At 35.1% G+C, this 16024-nt stretch carries 13 protein-coding genes and 1 tRNA gene; 6 read left to right on the top strand and 8 right to left on the bottom strand.

Annotated elements, in window-relative coordinates:
• Positions 1–10 precede the first annotated feature (10 nt).
• Entirely contained in the window at positions 11–2335 is a 2325-nt protein-coding gene (locus tag MKS83_RS04995) for an AAA family ATPase (protein ID WP_240582240.1), read from the top strand.
• Between the two features lie 134 nt (positions 2336–2469).
• On the opposite strand, the gene MKS83_RS04990 is transcribed toward MKS83_RS04995, so the two are convergent.
• Genes MKS83_RS04990 through MKS83_RS04975 form a run of 4 tightly spaced genes read right to left on the bottom strand, consistent with a single transcriptional unit; the run spans position 2470 to position 7436 of the window.
• A complete protein-coding gene (locus MKS83_RS04990; RefSeq protein ID WP_240582239.1) occupies positions 2470–2955 on the bottom strand; it encodes a Mov34/MPN/PAD-1 family protein in 486 nt (161 codons plus the stop codon).
• A 2-nt stretch (positions 2956–2957) separates the two neighbouring features.
• Positions 2958–4841 (bottom strand): ThiF family adenylyltransferase, encoded by a 1884-nt coding sequence (locus tag MKS83_RS04985; protein ID WP_240582238.1) that lies wholly within the window; start codon positions 4839–4841, stop codon positions 2958–2960.
• A complete protein-coding gene (locus MKS83_RS04980) occupies positions 4747–5889 on the bottom strand; it encodes an SMODS domain-containing nucleotidyltransferase (RefSeq protein ID WP_240582237.1) in 1143 nt (380 codons plus the stop codon). Before MKS83_RS04980 ends, MKS83_RS04985 begins: the two co-directional genes overlap by 95 nt.
• A 17-nt stretch (positions 5890–5906) precedes the next feature.
• Positions 5907–7436 (bottom strand): SAVED domain-containing protein, encoded by a 1530-nt coding sequence (locus tag MKS83_RS04975; RefSeq protein ID WP_240582236.1) that lies wholly within the window; start codon positions 7434–7436, stop codon positions 5907–5909.
• A 600-nt stretch (positions 7437–8036) separates the two neighbouring features.
• Between MKS83_RS04975 and MKS83_RS04970 the strand changes: the two genes are divergently transcribed.
• Together MKS83_RS04970 and MKS83_RS04965 are read left to right on the top strand one after the other, a co-directional pair.
• Positions 8037–8264 (top strand): hypothetical protein, encoded by a 228-nt coding sequence (locus MKS83_RS04970; RefSeq protein ID WP_240582235.1) that lies wholly within the window; start codon positions 8037–8039, stop codon positions 8262–8264.
• Between the two features lie 115 nt (positions 8265–8379).
• Positions 8380–9951 carry a recombinase family protein gene (locus MKS83_RS04965; RefSeq protein WP_240582234.1) on the top strand — a complete coding sequence of 524 codons (1572 nt, stop codon included), beginning with the start codon at positions 8380–8382 and terminating at the stop codon, positions 9949–9951.
• Here MKS83_RS04965 and MKS83_RS04960 read toward each other — a convergent pair.
• Positions 9917–9990: transfer RNA gene (locus MKS83_RS04960), tRNA-Arg, on the bottom strand. The two genes, MKS83_RS04965 and MKS83_RS04960, sit on opposite strands and share 35 nt — an antisense overlap.
• A 59-nt stretch (positions 9991–10049) precedes the next feature.
• Here MKS83_RS04960 and MKS83_RS04955 point away from each other — a divergent pair.
• From MKS83_RS04955 to MKS83_RS04945, 3 genes are all read left to right on the top strand, one after another.
• On the top strand, positions 10050–11096 hold the full coding sequence (locus tag MKS83_RS04955) for an ABC transporter substrate-binding protein (protein WP_240582233.1): 1047 nt from the start codon (positions 10050–10052) through the stop codon (positions 11094–11096).
• Between the two features lie 42 nt (positions 11097–11138).
• The gene (mtgA, locus tag MKS83_RS04950; protein WP_240582232.1) at positions 11139–11783 is read left to right on the top strand and encodes a monofunctional biosynthetic peptidoglycan transglycosylase; all 645 of its coding nucleotides are present in this window, start codon (positions 11139–11141) and stop codon (positions 11781–11783) included.
• A gap of 88 nt (positions 11784–11871) precedes the next feature.
• Positions 11872–13899, top strand: coding sequence for a site-specific recombinase (locus MKS83_RS04945; RefSeq protein WP_240582231.1), 2028 nt, complete (start codon positions 11872–11874; stop codon positions 13897–13899).
• Here MKS83_RS04945 and MKS83_RS04940 read toward each other — a convergent pair.
• From MKS83_RS04940 to MKS83_RS04930, 3 genes are read right to left on the bottom strand one after another with little or no spacing between them, the layout of a single operon-like run.
• Complete coding sequence (locus tag MKS83_RS04940) at positions 13877–14170, bottom strand: hypothetical protein (RefSeq protein WP_100376017.1); 294 nt, start codon at positions 14168–14170, stop codon at positions 13877–13879. The two genes, MKS83_RS04945 and MKS83_RS04940, sit on opposite strands and share 23 nt — an antisense overlap.
• A 1-nt stretch (position 14171) precedes the next feature.
• Positions 14172–15251, bottom strand: coding sequence for a DNA replication/repair protein RecF (gene recF, locus MKS83_RS04935; RefSeq protein ID WP_240582230.1), 1080 nt, complete (start codon positions 15249–15251; stop codon positions 14172–14174).
• A gap of 3 nt (positions 15252–15254) precedes the next feature.
• Positions 15255–16010: a hypothetical protein gene (locus tag MKS83_RS04930; protein WP_240582229.1), complete on the bottom strand. Its 756-nt coding sequence runs from the start codon at positions 16008–16010 to the stop codon at positions 15255–15257.
• Positions 16011–16024: the final 14 nt, after the last annotated feature.

The raw sequence follows: 16024 nt of genomic DNA, 5'->3' as shown, positions 1-16024 counted from the left end.
AAATTTTTTAATGCTACCAGTAGACATCTTTGGTCTTAAAAATTTCAGAATTTTTGATGATCAGCATGGAATTCTTGAAAACTTTTCTGCAATAAATTTATTGACAGGTACGAATAATTCAGGGAAGAGTTCAATAATAAAAGGACTACAGCTGTTAAAGAATAGCGTTAGTACAAAAGTTTTTCCCTACGAACTCGATCTCACGGAACAGGAACATTTGTTAGGAAATTTAGAAAATGTACTTTACAAAAAAAACAATAAGAACATAACAGTTTCACTGCCCTTCAATTTCCTTGGGATGAGGCATGGACATATCTCACTTACATATGTGGTGCTTTCAGCTGATCCGTACAGGGCGAAATTAAGAAAGGTGCAGCTTTCTGACGCTCAGGATGGTGATATTTTACTTTCTTTTGCTTATAAGAATGCTTCTAAAGCTGACAAAGCCAGAGATCTGAGAAAGTATAAAAAAGATATTGAAGAGTACGAAAAGCTGAAAGCCGATCCAACCTACAAGAAGAGGGATTTTTATATTAAATACGGAATTTTTGGGAAGCCCGATGGAGAACCTCCAACAGGTCTTGTTAATTGGAGTATCAATACTGAAAAATTAAAATCCATTTTAAGCGACGGCTTGGAAATTTATGATTATCATCAAGATAATCAGAACGATAAAGTTTGGTTGGAAAAAGTTTTAGAGAAGGAGAGGTTTCGAGTTATTCCGTCTATATTAATGAGCTCCTTCAAGCCAGTGGCTGATCGAGAATCATGGATAAGTTTTCTTAATAAGGGTTTAAAGAAGAAAGTACTTCGGGGGTCCTTAAAAGTGTCAGATCGAGACTTTGAACCCCCTGAATATTTTTATCCGCAACTGGAGATTGAGGGTGTTTTTTACTCAAGCTGTCTTGAGATCTTAAGGGATAATCTAAAATGGATTGATGTTGATACTAATAATAAAAGCAACTATAATGTTATTGAGCATGCATTTATACAAAGCATGTCTCGCTTGGAGCAACGTCTGTTTTCGGTTAATTACCTTTCTACAGTTAGGGAACAGCATGTAAGAATCTATAATGCATCGTTAAATACTCCTTTCATTAACCTATTAAAGGGCTTCCTTCCATTACAGGGGGATAGCACTTCATTTTTAAATAGATACCTAAAAGCTTTTGAGATCGGGAAAAGGCTTTATATAGATTTTAAGCAAGATTACCAGTTAATTTTTGTTTCTGTAATTGATGTGAATGGGGATAAGCGCGAACTTGTAGATTTTGGTTACGGAATAAAACAGCTCATCTTATTGCTGATTCAGATTTGTGTTCTGGCCGAAAAAAATAAGAGGGAAGTCCATGAATATGATGATGAGGGTGAATATTGGAGGGACATTTTTGAGCCTAGCTTGTTATTGATCGAAGAACCTGAGACGAATTTACATCCAAAATGGCAGTCACTGCTTGCAGAAATGTTTTTTGAAGCCAACAAGCGATTCAATATCCAGTTGGTTATCGAAACTCACAGTGAGTATTTAATTCGTAAGTTTCAAAATTTGGTCGCAGCGCAAAATGCGGTTGACCTTGTTAAAATTTTTTATCTTCGACATTTTAAGAATATTAACAGTGGAAATAAACAGGTTGAAGTCCTTGAAATTCAAAATGATGGAAGTATACCATTCGAAGTATTTGATGGTGGATTCTTCGACGAATCAAATAATTTACAGTTGAGCCTACTAAATATTAGGAGAGACAACTTTGTGTTGGAATTTGAATCTATGAAGACCAATTTGGAGGACAGTGAAGAGAAAATTTCTAGATTGGAGGAAAAGATTGACGAGTTTGACGCGAGAATGGATATATCCCGTTATTTAGCAGACTTAGAAGTTTTATTCGACACGTCAAAGCTCGAAGCTACAACGGTCAAATATTTAGCATCAGGTCAGTTTTTATTAAATACGATTACATTGTCAAGTGACTTTTCTCCAGTTATATTACAATATGGCAGAGCTCTTGAAAACGAGCTAAAAAAAGTCTTTAACGTAGTCGATCCTGTAAAAAAGTGGATGGTAGGAGGTATGCAATCGTCGTTAGAAAAATTTAAATTCGGTAGAAGTACTTTAGGCCCGGGCTGTTCTTCAACCGAATTTGCCATTTTGGTAACCGTATTGACAGATATTTTCAATAGACCGAGAGATTTGCTGATTGAAAATATTGATGATCTCAGGATACGCAGAAATGCCGTAGCACATGCTGGGCAGCTAAAATCAAAAGTTGATGCTGAGCAATATGTCCTGGATATCAATGAATTTTTAAATGTATGGATAAATCAAACTAAATTATAAGCCCATTTTTCGATTTCCTAAATTTAAAAAAAGAAGAAAGTTTGGTTAGTGATCTTCACAAAATATTAAAGGATGAAAGTAATTTAAAGTTCATGGCTAAATCCAAGTAAAGCGAAAACAATATATTGATTTAGTTAGGCGGATATGATTTCTAGCGGATGGAACTCAATTAAATTCTGGCCTTTTAAAGACGCAAAAATTCGGTTTATGAAGTTTTTTCCGTCCATTCCGATAATAATCATCAATGGTTCTGGACAATGATATTTATAATCTGTGGATATTTTCTTAATCTGGTTGATATCCTGGAAGCTTGGATCGGGTAATGCATAGGGATGATAATGCCATTCTCCGAGGTAATACCTACCTTTTTTCCAGTTGTTATCTAAGATTTTTTTTAATCCCTTTGTTCCCCTGACAAATGTTGTTCTACCATGTTTGGAGTCACTGGGTGGGCCAATGACAGCTGTAATTTTTGCTGACATATTATTGTCTTCGTAATGTCCGATTAGTATACCTCCCGTTTCTAAATGTCCGGACTGGGTGCAATAAGTTTGTAGTTCAAGAAGTAGATCTTCGGAAAGATGAATTTTTAAATTATTTTCAATATTAGCGTAGACCATCGTTATTCTTCGAATATTTTGATACCAGTAAATGTATCGTTGTTATATTGTTTTTGGATGACGGTTAATTTAGCTGTATCACCATCAAAAATTTGCTTTTCAAAACTTTTTACTGCTGCACCTGCAAGCATTTGTATGTCATCTATTCTAGCAGGGAATAAGGGATGCCAACAACCGATACCTTCGATTAATTGTTCTTCTCCGCTTACTTTTTTTGCATCATTTTCCAGCCATTTTTTAGATTTTGCATTAAAATCACTTGAAAAATTTTGTTTACCCCTGTTGAGGCGAATCGTATAGAGGTACAAAGTGTCTGCCATGTAGCCTGTTGATATGGATGTAAAGAAACATTTGCTACCGACCAAACTGTCATTGAGAAAAGTAATGACGGAATCTTGACCAGTTGCTTCAATTATAATATCAAAATCTGATAAGGTTACCTTATTTTCACTGATGGCCTCTTCAAGTGAAGAATTTTCATATGTGCTATGTACAGATGGGAATATGCTGTTCAGATGATTTGATAATGCTTCGGCTTTCGGAAAACCGACAGAATCAAGCGTCAAAATATGGCGTGATAAATTTCCTGCTACGACCGTATCAGGATCAATTACTTTAATGTTATTGATACCAAGTCTAACTAGTGACTGAATGAAAATTGAGCCGACAGATCCTGCTCCAATTAACAATACTTTCATTTCTGACGTATCTTTTATCATTCTACCTCTATTTGTCAATTGTTCCTGATTCCAGTTATCTGTTTTGATCCAGTTTATTTTTTTATTAGGCTGTAAGGCCAGTTTGATAAGATGTTTTGATAATCCGGTGGCATTGGGACGGAATCCTTTTATTTTTGGTAATTGTGGATATGAGAACGCAAACCAATGCATTAAATGATGTCCCTGTCCGATCCGCTCTGCTACAGGAAAACCTAAAAATACAACATTAGGAAATGAGCCTTGTTTCTTTAGATTCTGCGTTTGCTTTACAAAGGTGGATAGCAGATCAATCTTTTGGAGATTTAATATCTCAATTAATTCTCCAAAAGTAGTGGGAATCTGCCACGGGCTAATAACTGGAATATTGTCAAGAACTATCCAAATGCCGTGCTGATGCCCGTTTTGACTATTCGTAATGTATTTACCCCAGTTAGGCTCAATGCTAAAATTGTCGCTTTTGAATTGAAGGACAGCATAAATATCCTTGCTCAATTGCTTATAAGTGAAAGTTCCTTCCTTATGATCACTTTTACACCAGCTACCAAATGTAGACCGGTTTTCGTTAAAAAAAAGCTGGTATTTTTGTCTTGGTGGGAAGGCTGGCAATTCGAAAGGATCACCATCTTCAACCAAAGTATTATTGCTGGCGGCGGTTAGCCAGCTTTTACATCTATCGATATGCCAATAAAGTCTCGATGTTCCGGATTTCGGTTCGGCAAGATATTGTTTTCTTCCCCAGCTTCCTTGACTCTCGTCAAGACATAACTTGCCGCTGGACCATGGTCGATCTTTAACGATATGATTAAAATCCTGATGTTGAAAAGTGGTTGTAATACCATCTTTTCCGTCAGGCATCACTAAAATATTGCCTGCGGGATATTTGTGGTCAACTAAAACATGCCAAACGGTTTCGTTTGGCACTAAGTCTTGATCATAGCTTTCAATGGAAATCTTAAAGGTCAGTCTCCACTTTTTTACGGCGTAATCCCAAGCCATATCTTCTAGCATTTGATAACCTTTAATATCCTCCAGTTGCCTGCGAGCAGCTTTCAATATTTCGGTAGGCTCCAAATTATGCGAATCTACCTGGCCCAGCATCTGTATTCTCCTTTCTTGTTGTGAACCCCGCTGAGGAGGATAGCGTATTTTTGGAGTCATCTCCGTCATATGATGGAAATTTATCACCAAAGAATTCTCTCCACTTTTCTACTTGCTCCTTTAAAGTTTCAGCCTCCAATGCCTCCTTAGCCAGGGATGCATATTCTTCTACAGAATCATAAAATGAAATAAAATCATCATTGGAGACCCTTTTCCAAACATTGTGTTCTGGCACACCTCGATCAGGAAGAACAGGAGTATTCTTCCATAATCTCTGAGAACTGTAATTGTCTACAATTCCCTGCAGTGTCTTGTAAACACCTTCAGCAACAGAAGTGACACCGTCTGGACAGCAGTCACCGACCATATGTTCAATTGGGTAACCTTTTGGATATTTTAGGTCAGTTAGCTTCAGTGTTCTCCACCATTTTAGTGCTTTAACAATATTGACAAAATGCTTATTTGTATTTTTATTCTTGTCTCTAGTCCAACGGATTTGCTCTAGTGGATGAGTTTGGTCCCAAGAATTAGCTTCACTGTCTGGAATCCATAAAGGCTCCATTTTCCACTCCGCTTGGTTTTTTACGGATTCTGCCAAAAAGTTATAAGATTTCATAGGATCAGGATCGCTCCATCCTTTTGTCAGACGCCATTCATAATCGTTGTTAAAATCTTCAAGCATTAGACTTGATGTCACACTGCTTGATTTTAGAAGTTCTCTATCTGATTCAGACGGAGCAGAAGTTATTACAATATCCAGATCTACATAAGATAGTTCAATTCCAATCGATCGGCCTTGAATTTCATACTTTCCCTTATAATGTTTTTCTACAAAAGGGATAAATTTTTCAATGGCCTGCTGAGGTGTAATTTCATTTCGGTCTAGGTTGGTGACTACTATCACATCAACATCTGCGCGCTTACCATTTAAAGGCCTTACGGCGGTAGACCTTCTGTAACTACCCTGTAGGAATGTTGAAATAATGATGTCCTTAAGTTCATCATCTGCAGCAAGACGGTCGCGTAATGTCTTATGTCCTCTTTTTAAATCATCTTTTTGAGAAGATGTGAGTCTAATATTTGACAAAAAGTCATTGAAATACGAATTGATTTTCATATAGGTTTAATATTAAGTTATGATATTTCCAAGATGGCATGATACCCACCATTTCGTTGTTGTTCAAAGTCAAATTCATATAGTGCTGATTTTCCGAGCAGGCTGATCTTTTGCCCAAGATAGAAAGCCATTGCATTTGGTGCGGCTATAAATAAATGAACTTTGCCCATCGCGGAGCATTTACGTTTCACCGTTCTGATTGTATTTATTAATTCTTCGAGTGCTGAAACTGCGTGATTGGCATCGATTAATGAAGTGGCTCCAATATTTGGCAGTATGGTTGCGTGCACACGTGCTTTTATGTGGCTGAGATTTTCTTCGACAAATGCATTTACATCTTCGACGATATTATGTGTCACGTTAATTGATAAAACAATTTCGTCACCGTGTTCATTGATTTGTTCCTCTGTGATTGTCCAGAAAGGAGCGGTCAGTGCTGATGTGGTAACTGTATCCGCTTTCCATAACTTCTTGCCATTAAATGTTTTTTGTACCAGCGTAATTTCTGGAACACCAAATTTAGGATTCAGCTGAGATCCTAATAAGGTCGCTAGAGACAAATGAGTATCCAGATGCAATAGGACAGGTTTTTTATTTTCAATTATTTTCTCTGCAATTGCCTTTATTTCTGTGTTAATGAAATCCATTCCTGCATATTCTTCCAAAATAAATCTACTCGAAAAGCAGTGAAGAAAACAGCTTATTTGATCAACTTCATTGTGCAAATTTTCTGCACCTTTTCTAAAGCTACGTACACCCACCTTAAAGTAGTTTTCCTCCTCAGTAACTTTACCAATATAAAGATCCTCAGCTTTCAAAATATTGAAAAGCTCATCTTTAGTAAAGACATTTTTGCCCGATGCGTGCAATTTTTGAATTAGGTCATTATATTTGCTGGAGTGCTGGTCGGCAGGGATAGGTCTCAAACCCGATAGTAACAGATTAGAATTTAGCTGATCCTTTACATGTCGTTCATCTCCAAAGCTATGCAATATTCTCAAGGGAGCTAAAATTTCTCTCAATTTTTCATCGCTATCAATTTCAAGATGAGCTTTCCAAGCTTCCCTTATTTTACCATTTGCTGATGTAGGCCCTTTTTTAAATAGGATATCGAGACGAATGCCACCATTATTTCCAAGTAATTTTGGTAGTTCATCATTATGATCTAAGCCCCAGGTATTAACGATATTGTACCGTTTTGAAGCAAAAGTGGAAGGGTCATTATTGTAATTTTTTTGCAATCTCTGTAAGATGGATTCCGTAGTATTTCCGATAAATGAAGGGTCCATTAATGCCTCACATGTAAATGCTCTTCTGTGGTCAACATGAAATTTTACTTGGTAATACTCTTCTGCCACATCGTACCCTGATTCTTTAGCTGACGGCTCATAATACACCACCACGTCATCAAATCCAAACGTAGAGTCCATTTCCCAAGCAACTTTTTTGATGCATGTATGTGGAAGGTTCAATCCACAGGCTTTTAGCCAAAAGAATTTTGATTGGAAATCGTCGCCGCTTTGTCTTGCAATTACACTGGTTGCCATATGTTTATAATTTGTGATTTATAGATTACACTAATTATGCCCTAAATAGTTTAAAGACAAATTGTCCCTAATATACAATATCCTTTACCTTAATATTTGTTTTTTTTTGTACTCTTCGCATTTATCTATCTAATATTTAAGGTCAATATGTCAGTTATGATTATGTGTAACAATTCTTAAATTTACTATTTCATTAATTGATCAAATTAATAATTAATAACTAAGTGGATGTCTTGATAATTTCTTGTTTTGATTGTTCTGAAACAAAGTATGGCATATCATTATAAAGTTGCAGAATATTACTAGAAATAATTGTAGTCATGCTGCAGATACATTACGCTATCGACTATTGAACAACTGGGACTGTCGTTTAAGGAAGTAGATTTGTAAAAAAATCTTATTTTCTGTTAGAAAGATTTTAGGAGGATTTGAGTCCGAATATTTCTTTTCGTTTTCATAACATAATTTGTAATGAAGTAGATTATGCTCATATTGCAATCACCAGTTGAGAATTTATAGGAATTCTAAGGTAAGTATAAGCTTTAGCTCCGGATGGGGCCCTGACTTTAAATATTTTTCCGTTCGGAAAAGATTTTTAGAATGGGTGCAAGGAAAAAAAATGGTACAAGTACTAGGGGTATGAGTTCTACTGTTAAGCAGATGGACTTAGATCATTTTATTGTACTTGATGAATTACCCGTCGAGCAGTATTCAAAAATGCTCAAGGAAGCTGGTCTGGATGTTGACGAAGATGAAGCTGCTAAGATTATGACATTCTTAAACCAATTAGCAAGGATGACAATCAAAGAAATTTTCTCGCCTGATTAAAACTTTTTGTAATTTTATACTTTCAAAACTATCATTAAATTTTTAATAATCAGTTATTTGCTAATCGCTATGATAGTGATTAATTGATTGCATGTCCAATTAAAACAGATGTATTATGACCGCGGATTTATATATAAGAGTTTCCACCGATGAGCAGGCAGATAAAGGATATTCGCAAAGAGACCAGGAAGATCGATTACGCACTCATTGCAATCGAAATGGGATCACCATTGATAGAGTGATTTTTGAAGATCATTCTGCCAAAAATTTTGATCGACCTGAATGGAAGAAGTATCTACAAAGTTTTAAAAGGAGTAGGGGTTATCGGGAAGAAAGGCTAGTGTTATTTACAAAATGGGACAGATTCAGTAGAAATACTGCGGAAGCATACCAGATGATCAGTTTTCTCAATAAAAATAATATATTACCACAGGCTATTGAACAACCATTAGATTTAAACGTACCTGAAAATAAAGTATTACTCGCTATTTATCTTTCCACTCCAGAAGTAGAAAATGAAAGACGAGCAATTAATGTAATGAACGGGATGAGACGTGCAATTAGAGAGGGTAGATTAATGGGCATAGCTCCGTATGGATATGTCAACAAATGTACAGAGGATGGTAGAAAATATATTGCCATCAAAGAACCGGAAGCTTCGAATATTATATGGGCTTTTAAAGAGGTGGCAAAAGGCCATATGCCGACTGCAAAGGTAAGGGAAGCAATGAATAGAAGAGATGGAAAAAATATCTCTAAAAATGCTTTTATGGAAGCATTGAGAAACGTCGCCTATTACGGTAATGTTCTCTTGCGGGCATATAAGAGTGAGGAAGAAAAAATTGTGAAAGGGAAGCATGAACCATTGATTTCTGAGGAATTGTTTTTAAAAGTACAGTATGTTTTGAAAAAGAAAGGTACTAAAGATCTTAGAATGCCTGGGGGAAGGATTATCAATGAAGAACGATATCCACTTAGAGGACTTCTGCTATGTCCTAAGTGTGGAAAAAATTTAACGGCTAGTAGTTCAAAGGGTAAAACGAAACATTACTATTATTATCACTGTTCATCAATATGCGGATTCAGGCAACATTCGGAAATTGTAAATGACCTTTTTCAGAAGGAGTTATCTAAATATGAATTTCCAAGCGGAATAATTAAAATTTTACAAGAGATTATTATAAAAAATACTAAATCAACCTCGGGCAATTTAAGTGATGAAAAAGGTGTGCTTCGAAAAAAGATTAATGATATTAATGAGCGCATTAGCAAAGCTCGAGATCTGTTCCTTTCTGACAAGATAGATGAAGATGATTTTAGGGATATCAAAGACAGATATAAAGGTGAGCTGATTGATTTAGAATATAAACTTAGTCTTTTGGTAGCTGCAGAAAAGGAGGATGATATAGCGGGTAAAATCTCCAAAGCTTTAAATATTGTTACGAATATCTCAGAACGGTATAAAAACGCGATGACTGCTGACAAAAGAGTTCTTGTGAGTTTGATATATCCTGAAAAGATAATATTTGATGGAGACCATTTTCAAACACCTAAAGTTAATTCATTTGTTGATAGTATCTTCTTGATTAAGAAGGAGTTATCTAGACAAAAAAAAGGGGCTTTAGATTTTAAAAATCTAAAGCCCTGTCATGTGACCTCGACAGGATTCAAACCTGTAACCTTCTGAGCCGTAATCAGATGCGCTATTCAGTTGCGCCACGAGGCCGTTGTTTCCTTGTTGTTTAAAGGTTTGCAAATATAGTGCTTTTTTCTTTTCTTTGAAACATGAAATCAAGAATTTTTCTAATATTTGCCATTTGGGCGCTAATCTCTTGTAAAAGAGACCCAAAAATTTCATCCTCACAGTGGATTTCTGTATCAAAATATGTACAATACAATGAAACCGGAGAGGCTTTAAAACTAAAATCGGGAAATTTCACCTACGATTTTAAGAAAAATCAGATTCCTTTTAAGAAAGTGATTCTATTAAATGCAAGTATGGCCGGTTATATTTCGGAACTTGGAGCTGAAGATCTGATTATTGGGGTATCCAGCCCGGAATATATTTTTTCTGAAAAAATTCAGGAAAAAATAAAAAAGGGAAGTATCCAGAATGTAGGGAATGAACAGAAATATGATGTGGAAAAGATTATATCTCTAAAACCGGACGCGATTTTTACCAATCATATTGCCAGCTTTGACAATACTTATCAATTATTGAAAAACAATGGAATTCAGGTGATTTTCCTGGATGAGTATAAAGAACAGAAACCATTGGAAAAAACTGCTTATTTAAAACTTTTTGGAAAGCTTTTCGGAATGAATGAAAAAGCGGAAGCCGAATACGCAGAAATAGAAAAAAATTATAATGAGCTCAGACAATTAGCTTTAAAAGCAAAAGAAAAGCCTTTGGTTCTGGCAAATGAAATGTATGGTGATGTTTGGTATCTGCCTGGAGGGAAAACATCGGTGGCTAATTATATTTCAGATGCGAATGCTCAATATATTCTGAATAATAATACAGAAGAGAAGGCCGTAACAATGAGCTTTGAGGAAGTGTTTTCAAAAGCTAAAAGCGTGAAATACTGGGTAAATGCAGGGAATCATATCTCTAAAAAAGAGATGCTGAATATGAATCCGTTTTATGGTAAACTGGATGTTTTTAATAAAGGTTATGTCTACGGAATTGGAGGCAGAGAAAAAGAAAAAGCTAACGACTTCTTCGAAAGCGGTATTGTAAGAGCAGATTGGGTACTGAAAGATTATATTAAAATTTTTCATCCGGAATTATTACCAAATTATCAGCTTACTTATATGAAAGAATTAAAATAACTCGAAGGATTTATTTATTTTTGTGTCTCTTTTTTAGAACTTATGTGGAAAAAAATTAAGCAGATTATTTTTATAATCCTTATTCTGAATGTTTTATTTATTGTTTGGGGACGATTTTTCAACCCACCCATTACCATTACACAGATCGGAGGACTTTTTGAGTATGGAAAACTTCAAAGAGATTATGTTTCTTATGATGAAATGGGAGACAAAGTAAAGAAAGCTGTCATTGCATCCGAAGACCAAAAGTTTTTTATGCATGATGGGTTTGACTATTCTGCCATTGAAAAGGCAATGAAGCATAATGAGAAAGGAAAAAAAATAAGAGGGGGAAGCACCATTTCGCAGCAAACAGCAAAAAATATTTTTCTCTGGCAGGGAAGAAGCTGGTTCAGAAAAGGATTGGAAGCTGTTTATACATTTATTATTGAAAAAGTTTGGGGTAAGGATATTATTTTAGAAAGATATCTGAATTCTATTGAAATGGGACAGGGGGTATTTGGAATAGAAGCCGCTTCAAAATATTATTTTGGAAAATCATCCAAAGATCTTACAACTTCTGAAGCAGCCTGGATTGCCGCTGTATTGCCCAATCCCAAAAAATATGACCCAAAAAATCCTTCGCCGTATCTGACCAGGAAACATAACTGGATCATGAGGCAGATGAGAAATGTGAGTCTGAAATAAAAGTGAAAATTTAACCCAGCTTAAGAATTTTAGTTGGGTTCTTTTATTGTTATAAAGAAGTTTAAACAAGTTTAGTATCTTTGTACTGATGAAGCTTTTTAATTCCAGCACAAACTTTGAGTCTGTTCTTAAAAAATATTTTTCCTTTAAGAACGAAACCCTCTCTCTAGAACCTTTTGCGGACTTCTTAGAGAGTATTAAAAGGGCAGACTTTACGGATGTACTCAATTTTTTTAAAAGCAATTCTCAGGTTACTGAAAATTTTAAATATTATATTCATAATATTTTTAAAGGAAGACCTTTTAATTTGTCGTTAACGGAAGCGAATATTTTATCCGAAAACTCTTTTTTTCCTGAACTTAAAAAGCGAATTTTAAATAAAGTACTGCCACCTGTAGAAAATGAAAATACGGTGTGGTATATGATTGATAATGTAAGCTTAAGTCCCCAAAAAGATCTTAAGTTTTTCCAGAATCTTCCCGAAAATGAAGTAGATGAGTTTTTAAAACTTCTTGGAGCTTCGGATTTTATTATCAAACCTGTAGTCAAAAAAGAACTGATCTTTGCCATGAATATTCTTTCCTGGCGTGCTACAGGAATGGCTATGGAAGTTGAGGTAGTAAGAATGGCACCGGAATACAGGAATTTTGATAATCCTTTTTTGGCGTTGCAAAATGAATTGGAAGGGCTTGCTGAAGAACTTGATAATAATCCGGAATTACAGCTTCATTCCAAAGACAGCCGGTATAAGCAGATAAAAATCTACGCAGAACAATGTCTAGAATTTGTAACGATTGCCTTTAAAAACTCGGCAAAATATGGTATTTCGGGTAAAATTAATCAGTCTTTGCTGAAGATTCGTCAGCAGACCAATAGAATTTATGAAATAGTTCAGTTGCTGGTCATTGATGAAGATAAAGATGTTTTTATCAATTCAAAACAACTGATATTTAATATTATAAGGTATAAATCTCATAAAAATAATATTTCTGAGCTTGTCAATGACAGTACAAGGCTGATTTCTCACCTTATCACCAATCACACAGCGGAAACAGGAAGTCATTACATTACTTCTTCCCGGAAAGAATATATGAAAATGTTCTATAAAGCCAGTGGTGGGGGAATTATTGTAGGAGCTTTGTGTGTATTGAAAATGCTTTACGGATACTTTCCGGGAAGTGATTTTTTCCATGCTTTCTTATACTCAATGAATTATGCAATGGGATTTATCATGATTTATCTGATGGGATTCACTCTGGCGACCAAACAGCCCGCCATGACGGCGGCGACGATGACAAAAGTGCTTTCTGAAGAAGGTGGAGGAACCAGAAATAATACGGAATTTGCCCATCTTGTTTCTCAACTGTTCAGAAGTCAGTTTATTGCTTTTGTTGGTAACGTTTTGCTTTCTTTTCCTATTGCATTGGCTATTATTTATGGGTTAGATGTTTTTACCTCTCAGAATATGGCGGTAGACAGGGCAGATAAGCTGCTGAAAGATCTGGATCCATTTAAGTCAAAAGCAATTCTGCATGCAAGTATTGCCGGATTTTATCTTTTTATTTCGGGGATTATTTCCGGAAATATCGGGAACAATTCTGTCTTTTATCAGATTCCTGAACGTATTGCCAAAAACCTGTCCATCAGAAAGTTCTTTGGGAAAAAATTTGCCAAAGGTCTTTCAAAATATTATGCTAAAAACTGGCCGGGAATTATATCTAATTTCTGGTTTGGGGTATTTTTAGGCGCAACCGCTCCGGTTGGGCTATTCTTAGGATTAGACTTGGATATTCGCCACATTACCTTTGCAGCCGGAAACTTTGCTTTAGGTCTTTATGGCAAGGACTTTTCAGTAGATTCTTATACATTCTGGATTTCCTTTGTTACGGTTTTTCTTATTGGATTCTTTAATTTCTTGGTAAGTTTCACACTGTCAATGTTTTTAGCGTTTAGATCCAGAAAATTGAACTTTGGTCAGGTAAGTGAAATCTATAAAGAAATCTTCAGATACTTTTTGAAAAACCCGTTGAGGTTCTTTATCCCGTTACGCTCAAAATTAGATCAGAGAGCAGATGATTTAAGAAATAGTACGATTACAAAATCTGAAGATCATTAAATTTGTCTTCCCCGAACTGAGCCTGAAATTTTTTCAGAAAAAAGCTTTTACGAAGCTGGAAATCATGCTTTAATAAAGGTGAATTGATTTCTATGATTACACAGCGGTCTTCAATATTCACACTTTTTATCTCACGGAAAAGACTTTCATCAAGATATTCTTCCAAAAAATCCTTAATTTCAAAAGCTACCAGTTTGCTTTCAAAACCATGAATTCTTGCAAAAGATTTTACAAGTTCTGAGGATTGGTATTCGCGTTTTTTCTTCTTCATATTATATCTCAAAAATGATACTTTCTTCATTTATTTTTTTCACCACACTTTCCGTACGTTCTCTGTGAGTATCGGTTATGAAAATCTGTCCAAAACTTTCCCTGTTTACGAGCTCAATCAATTGAGAAACTCTGTTGTCATCCAGTTTATCAAAAATATCGTCTAACAGAAGGATCGGAGTTTTATTTGTTAATTCCTTTACCAGACTCATTTGTGCCAGTTTTAATGAAATTAAGAATGATTTCTGCTGTCCCTGTGAGCCGATTTTTTTGATTAATACTGAATTCATTTCAAATAAAAGGTCATCTTTGTGAATTCCTTTTGATGTATAGGTAAGCATTCTGTCCCTTTCCAGACTTTCCTTTAATAGGCTTTCAAAAGAATCGTTTAGTAAATGAGATTCATAGATAACAGAAACCGTTTCTTTTCCACCGGAAATAATTTGATAAAAATTCTGAACGATAGGATTCAGCTTTTCAACAAAAGTCCGTCTTTTTTCAAAAATCTTAGTCCCGAATTTAGAAATCGGATCATCATAAATTTCCAGTGAATCTTTATCCCAGACACGGTTTTTAGCGAAATATTTTAATAAGGCATTTCTCTGCTGAATTGCTTTTTGATATTGAATTAAATCAAAAAGATATTCTGAATCTGTTTGGGAAATCATGGAATCCAAGAATTTTCTTCTGCTTTCCCCCGAATCTGAAATTAAATTGGAATCATACGGAGAAATCATCACACTGGGCAAATATCCGATATGATCTGCCATTCTATCATAGCTTTTGTCATTCTTTTTAATGACTTTTTTAGCTTCTTTAGGCTGAAGGATTTTGATATTGTCTTCACTGTCTTCACTTTGGATCTCAGCATCAATGGTGAAGAAATCTTCATCTTTCAGAATGTTATTAAGATCTGTGTTGCCTAAAAAACTTTTGCCCACAGAAAGATAATGTAGTGCATCCAGAATGTTGGTTTTCCCTACACCGTTGTTTCCGACAAAACAGTTGATTTGCGGAGAAAATTCAAATTTTTTCTCAGAATGGTTCTTGAAATTGTACAGGGAAAGTCTCTTAATAATCATTCGTCAAAAATACTCCATTATTAGTAAAAATAAAAAAGGAAGTGCAGAACAGGTTTCTACTCCGAATGAAAAATAAGCGTCACTTCTCTCATTTTCAGAAAAATAAATAAAAATATAAGAAATAATTCCCGACAGAAAAAAAGGAATGGAATAATGGGGAGTTAAATATAATATAGCAATAATATTGCTCATAAAAATCAGTAAATAAGCAATGTATTTGGTATTCTGAACCCCGATCAGCATGGGAAAAGTCTGTACTGTATCCCGTTTCATATCCCGAATGTCAAAAGGTAAAACCAATGCCGTAATAAAAAATAAGCTGATAAAAAATATAGGGAAATTAAACTCGGGTAAAGTAAGCCAGCAATTGACAAGAGCCCAGACCAAGCCTACATAAAATACTTTTAAAAGAGGAATTTTACGGATATAGACATCGAGAAAAAAACTATTGTAAAGCAATCCCAAAACAACAATAACAAACCATTTCACCAATCTTATTTCATTGTGATTATGATAAATCAGAAAAGCGCAGATGATGCCTGCAACACCATTTAACATCAAAATTTTAAAAAAATATTTAGTGTGCTGATACTTTGTATAAAGATAACCGCTGAAATAGGTGATGAAAATTAGAACAACACTGGGTAAACGGAATGTATTTTGCTCTTCCATGAAAAACACTGCAAAAAGAGTTCCCATTAAAGACACATATAATTGACTGTCAATGATGGATTTTTTCAGTATTTTTAGAAGGTTCATTTATCAAAAATAAC

Origin of the sequence: Chryseobacterium sp. Y16C (assembly GCF_022488405.1) — a bacterium.
GTDB classification, from domain to species: domain Bacteria; phylum Bacteroidota; class Bacteroidia; order Flavobacteriales; family Weeksellaceae; genus Chryseobacterium; species Chryseobacterium geocarposphaerae.
Note: the sequence above shows the minus strand (reverse complement) of the source record. Positions and strands in the feature narration are given on the sequence as shown.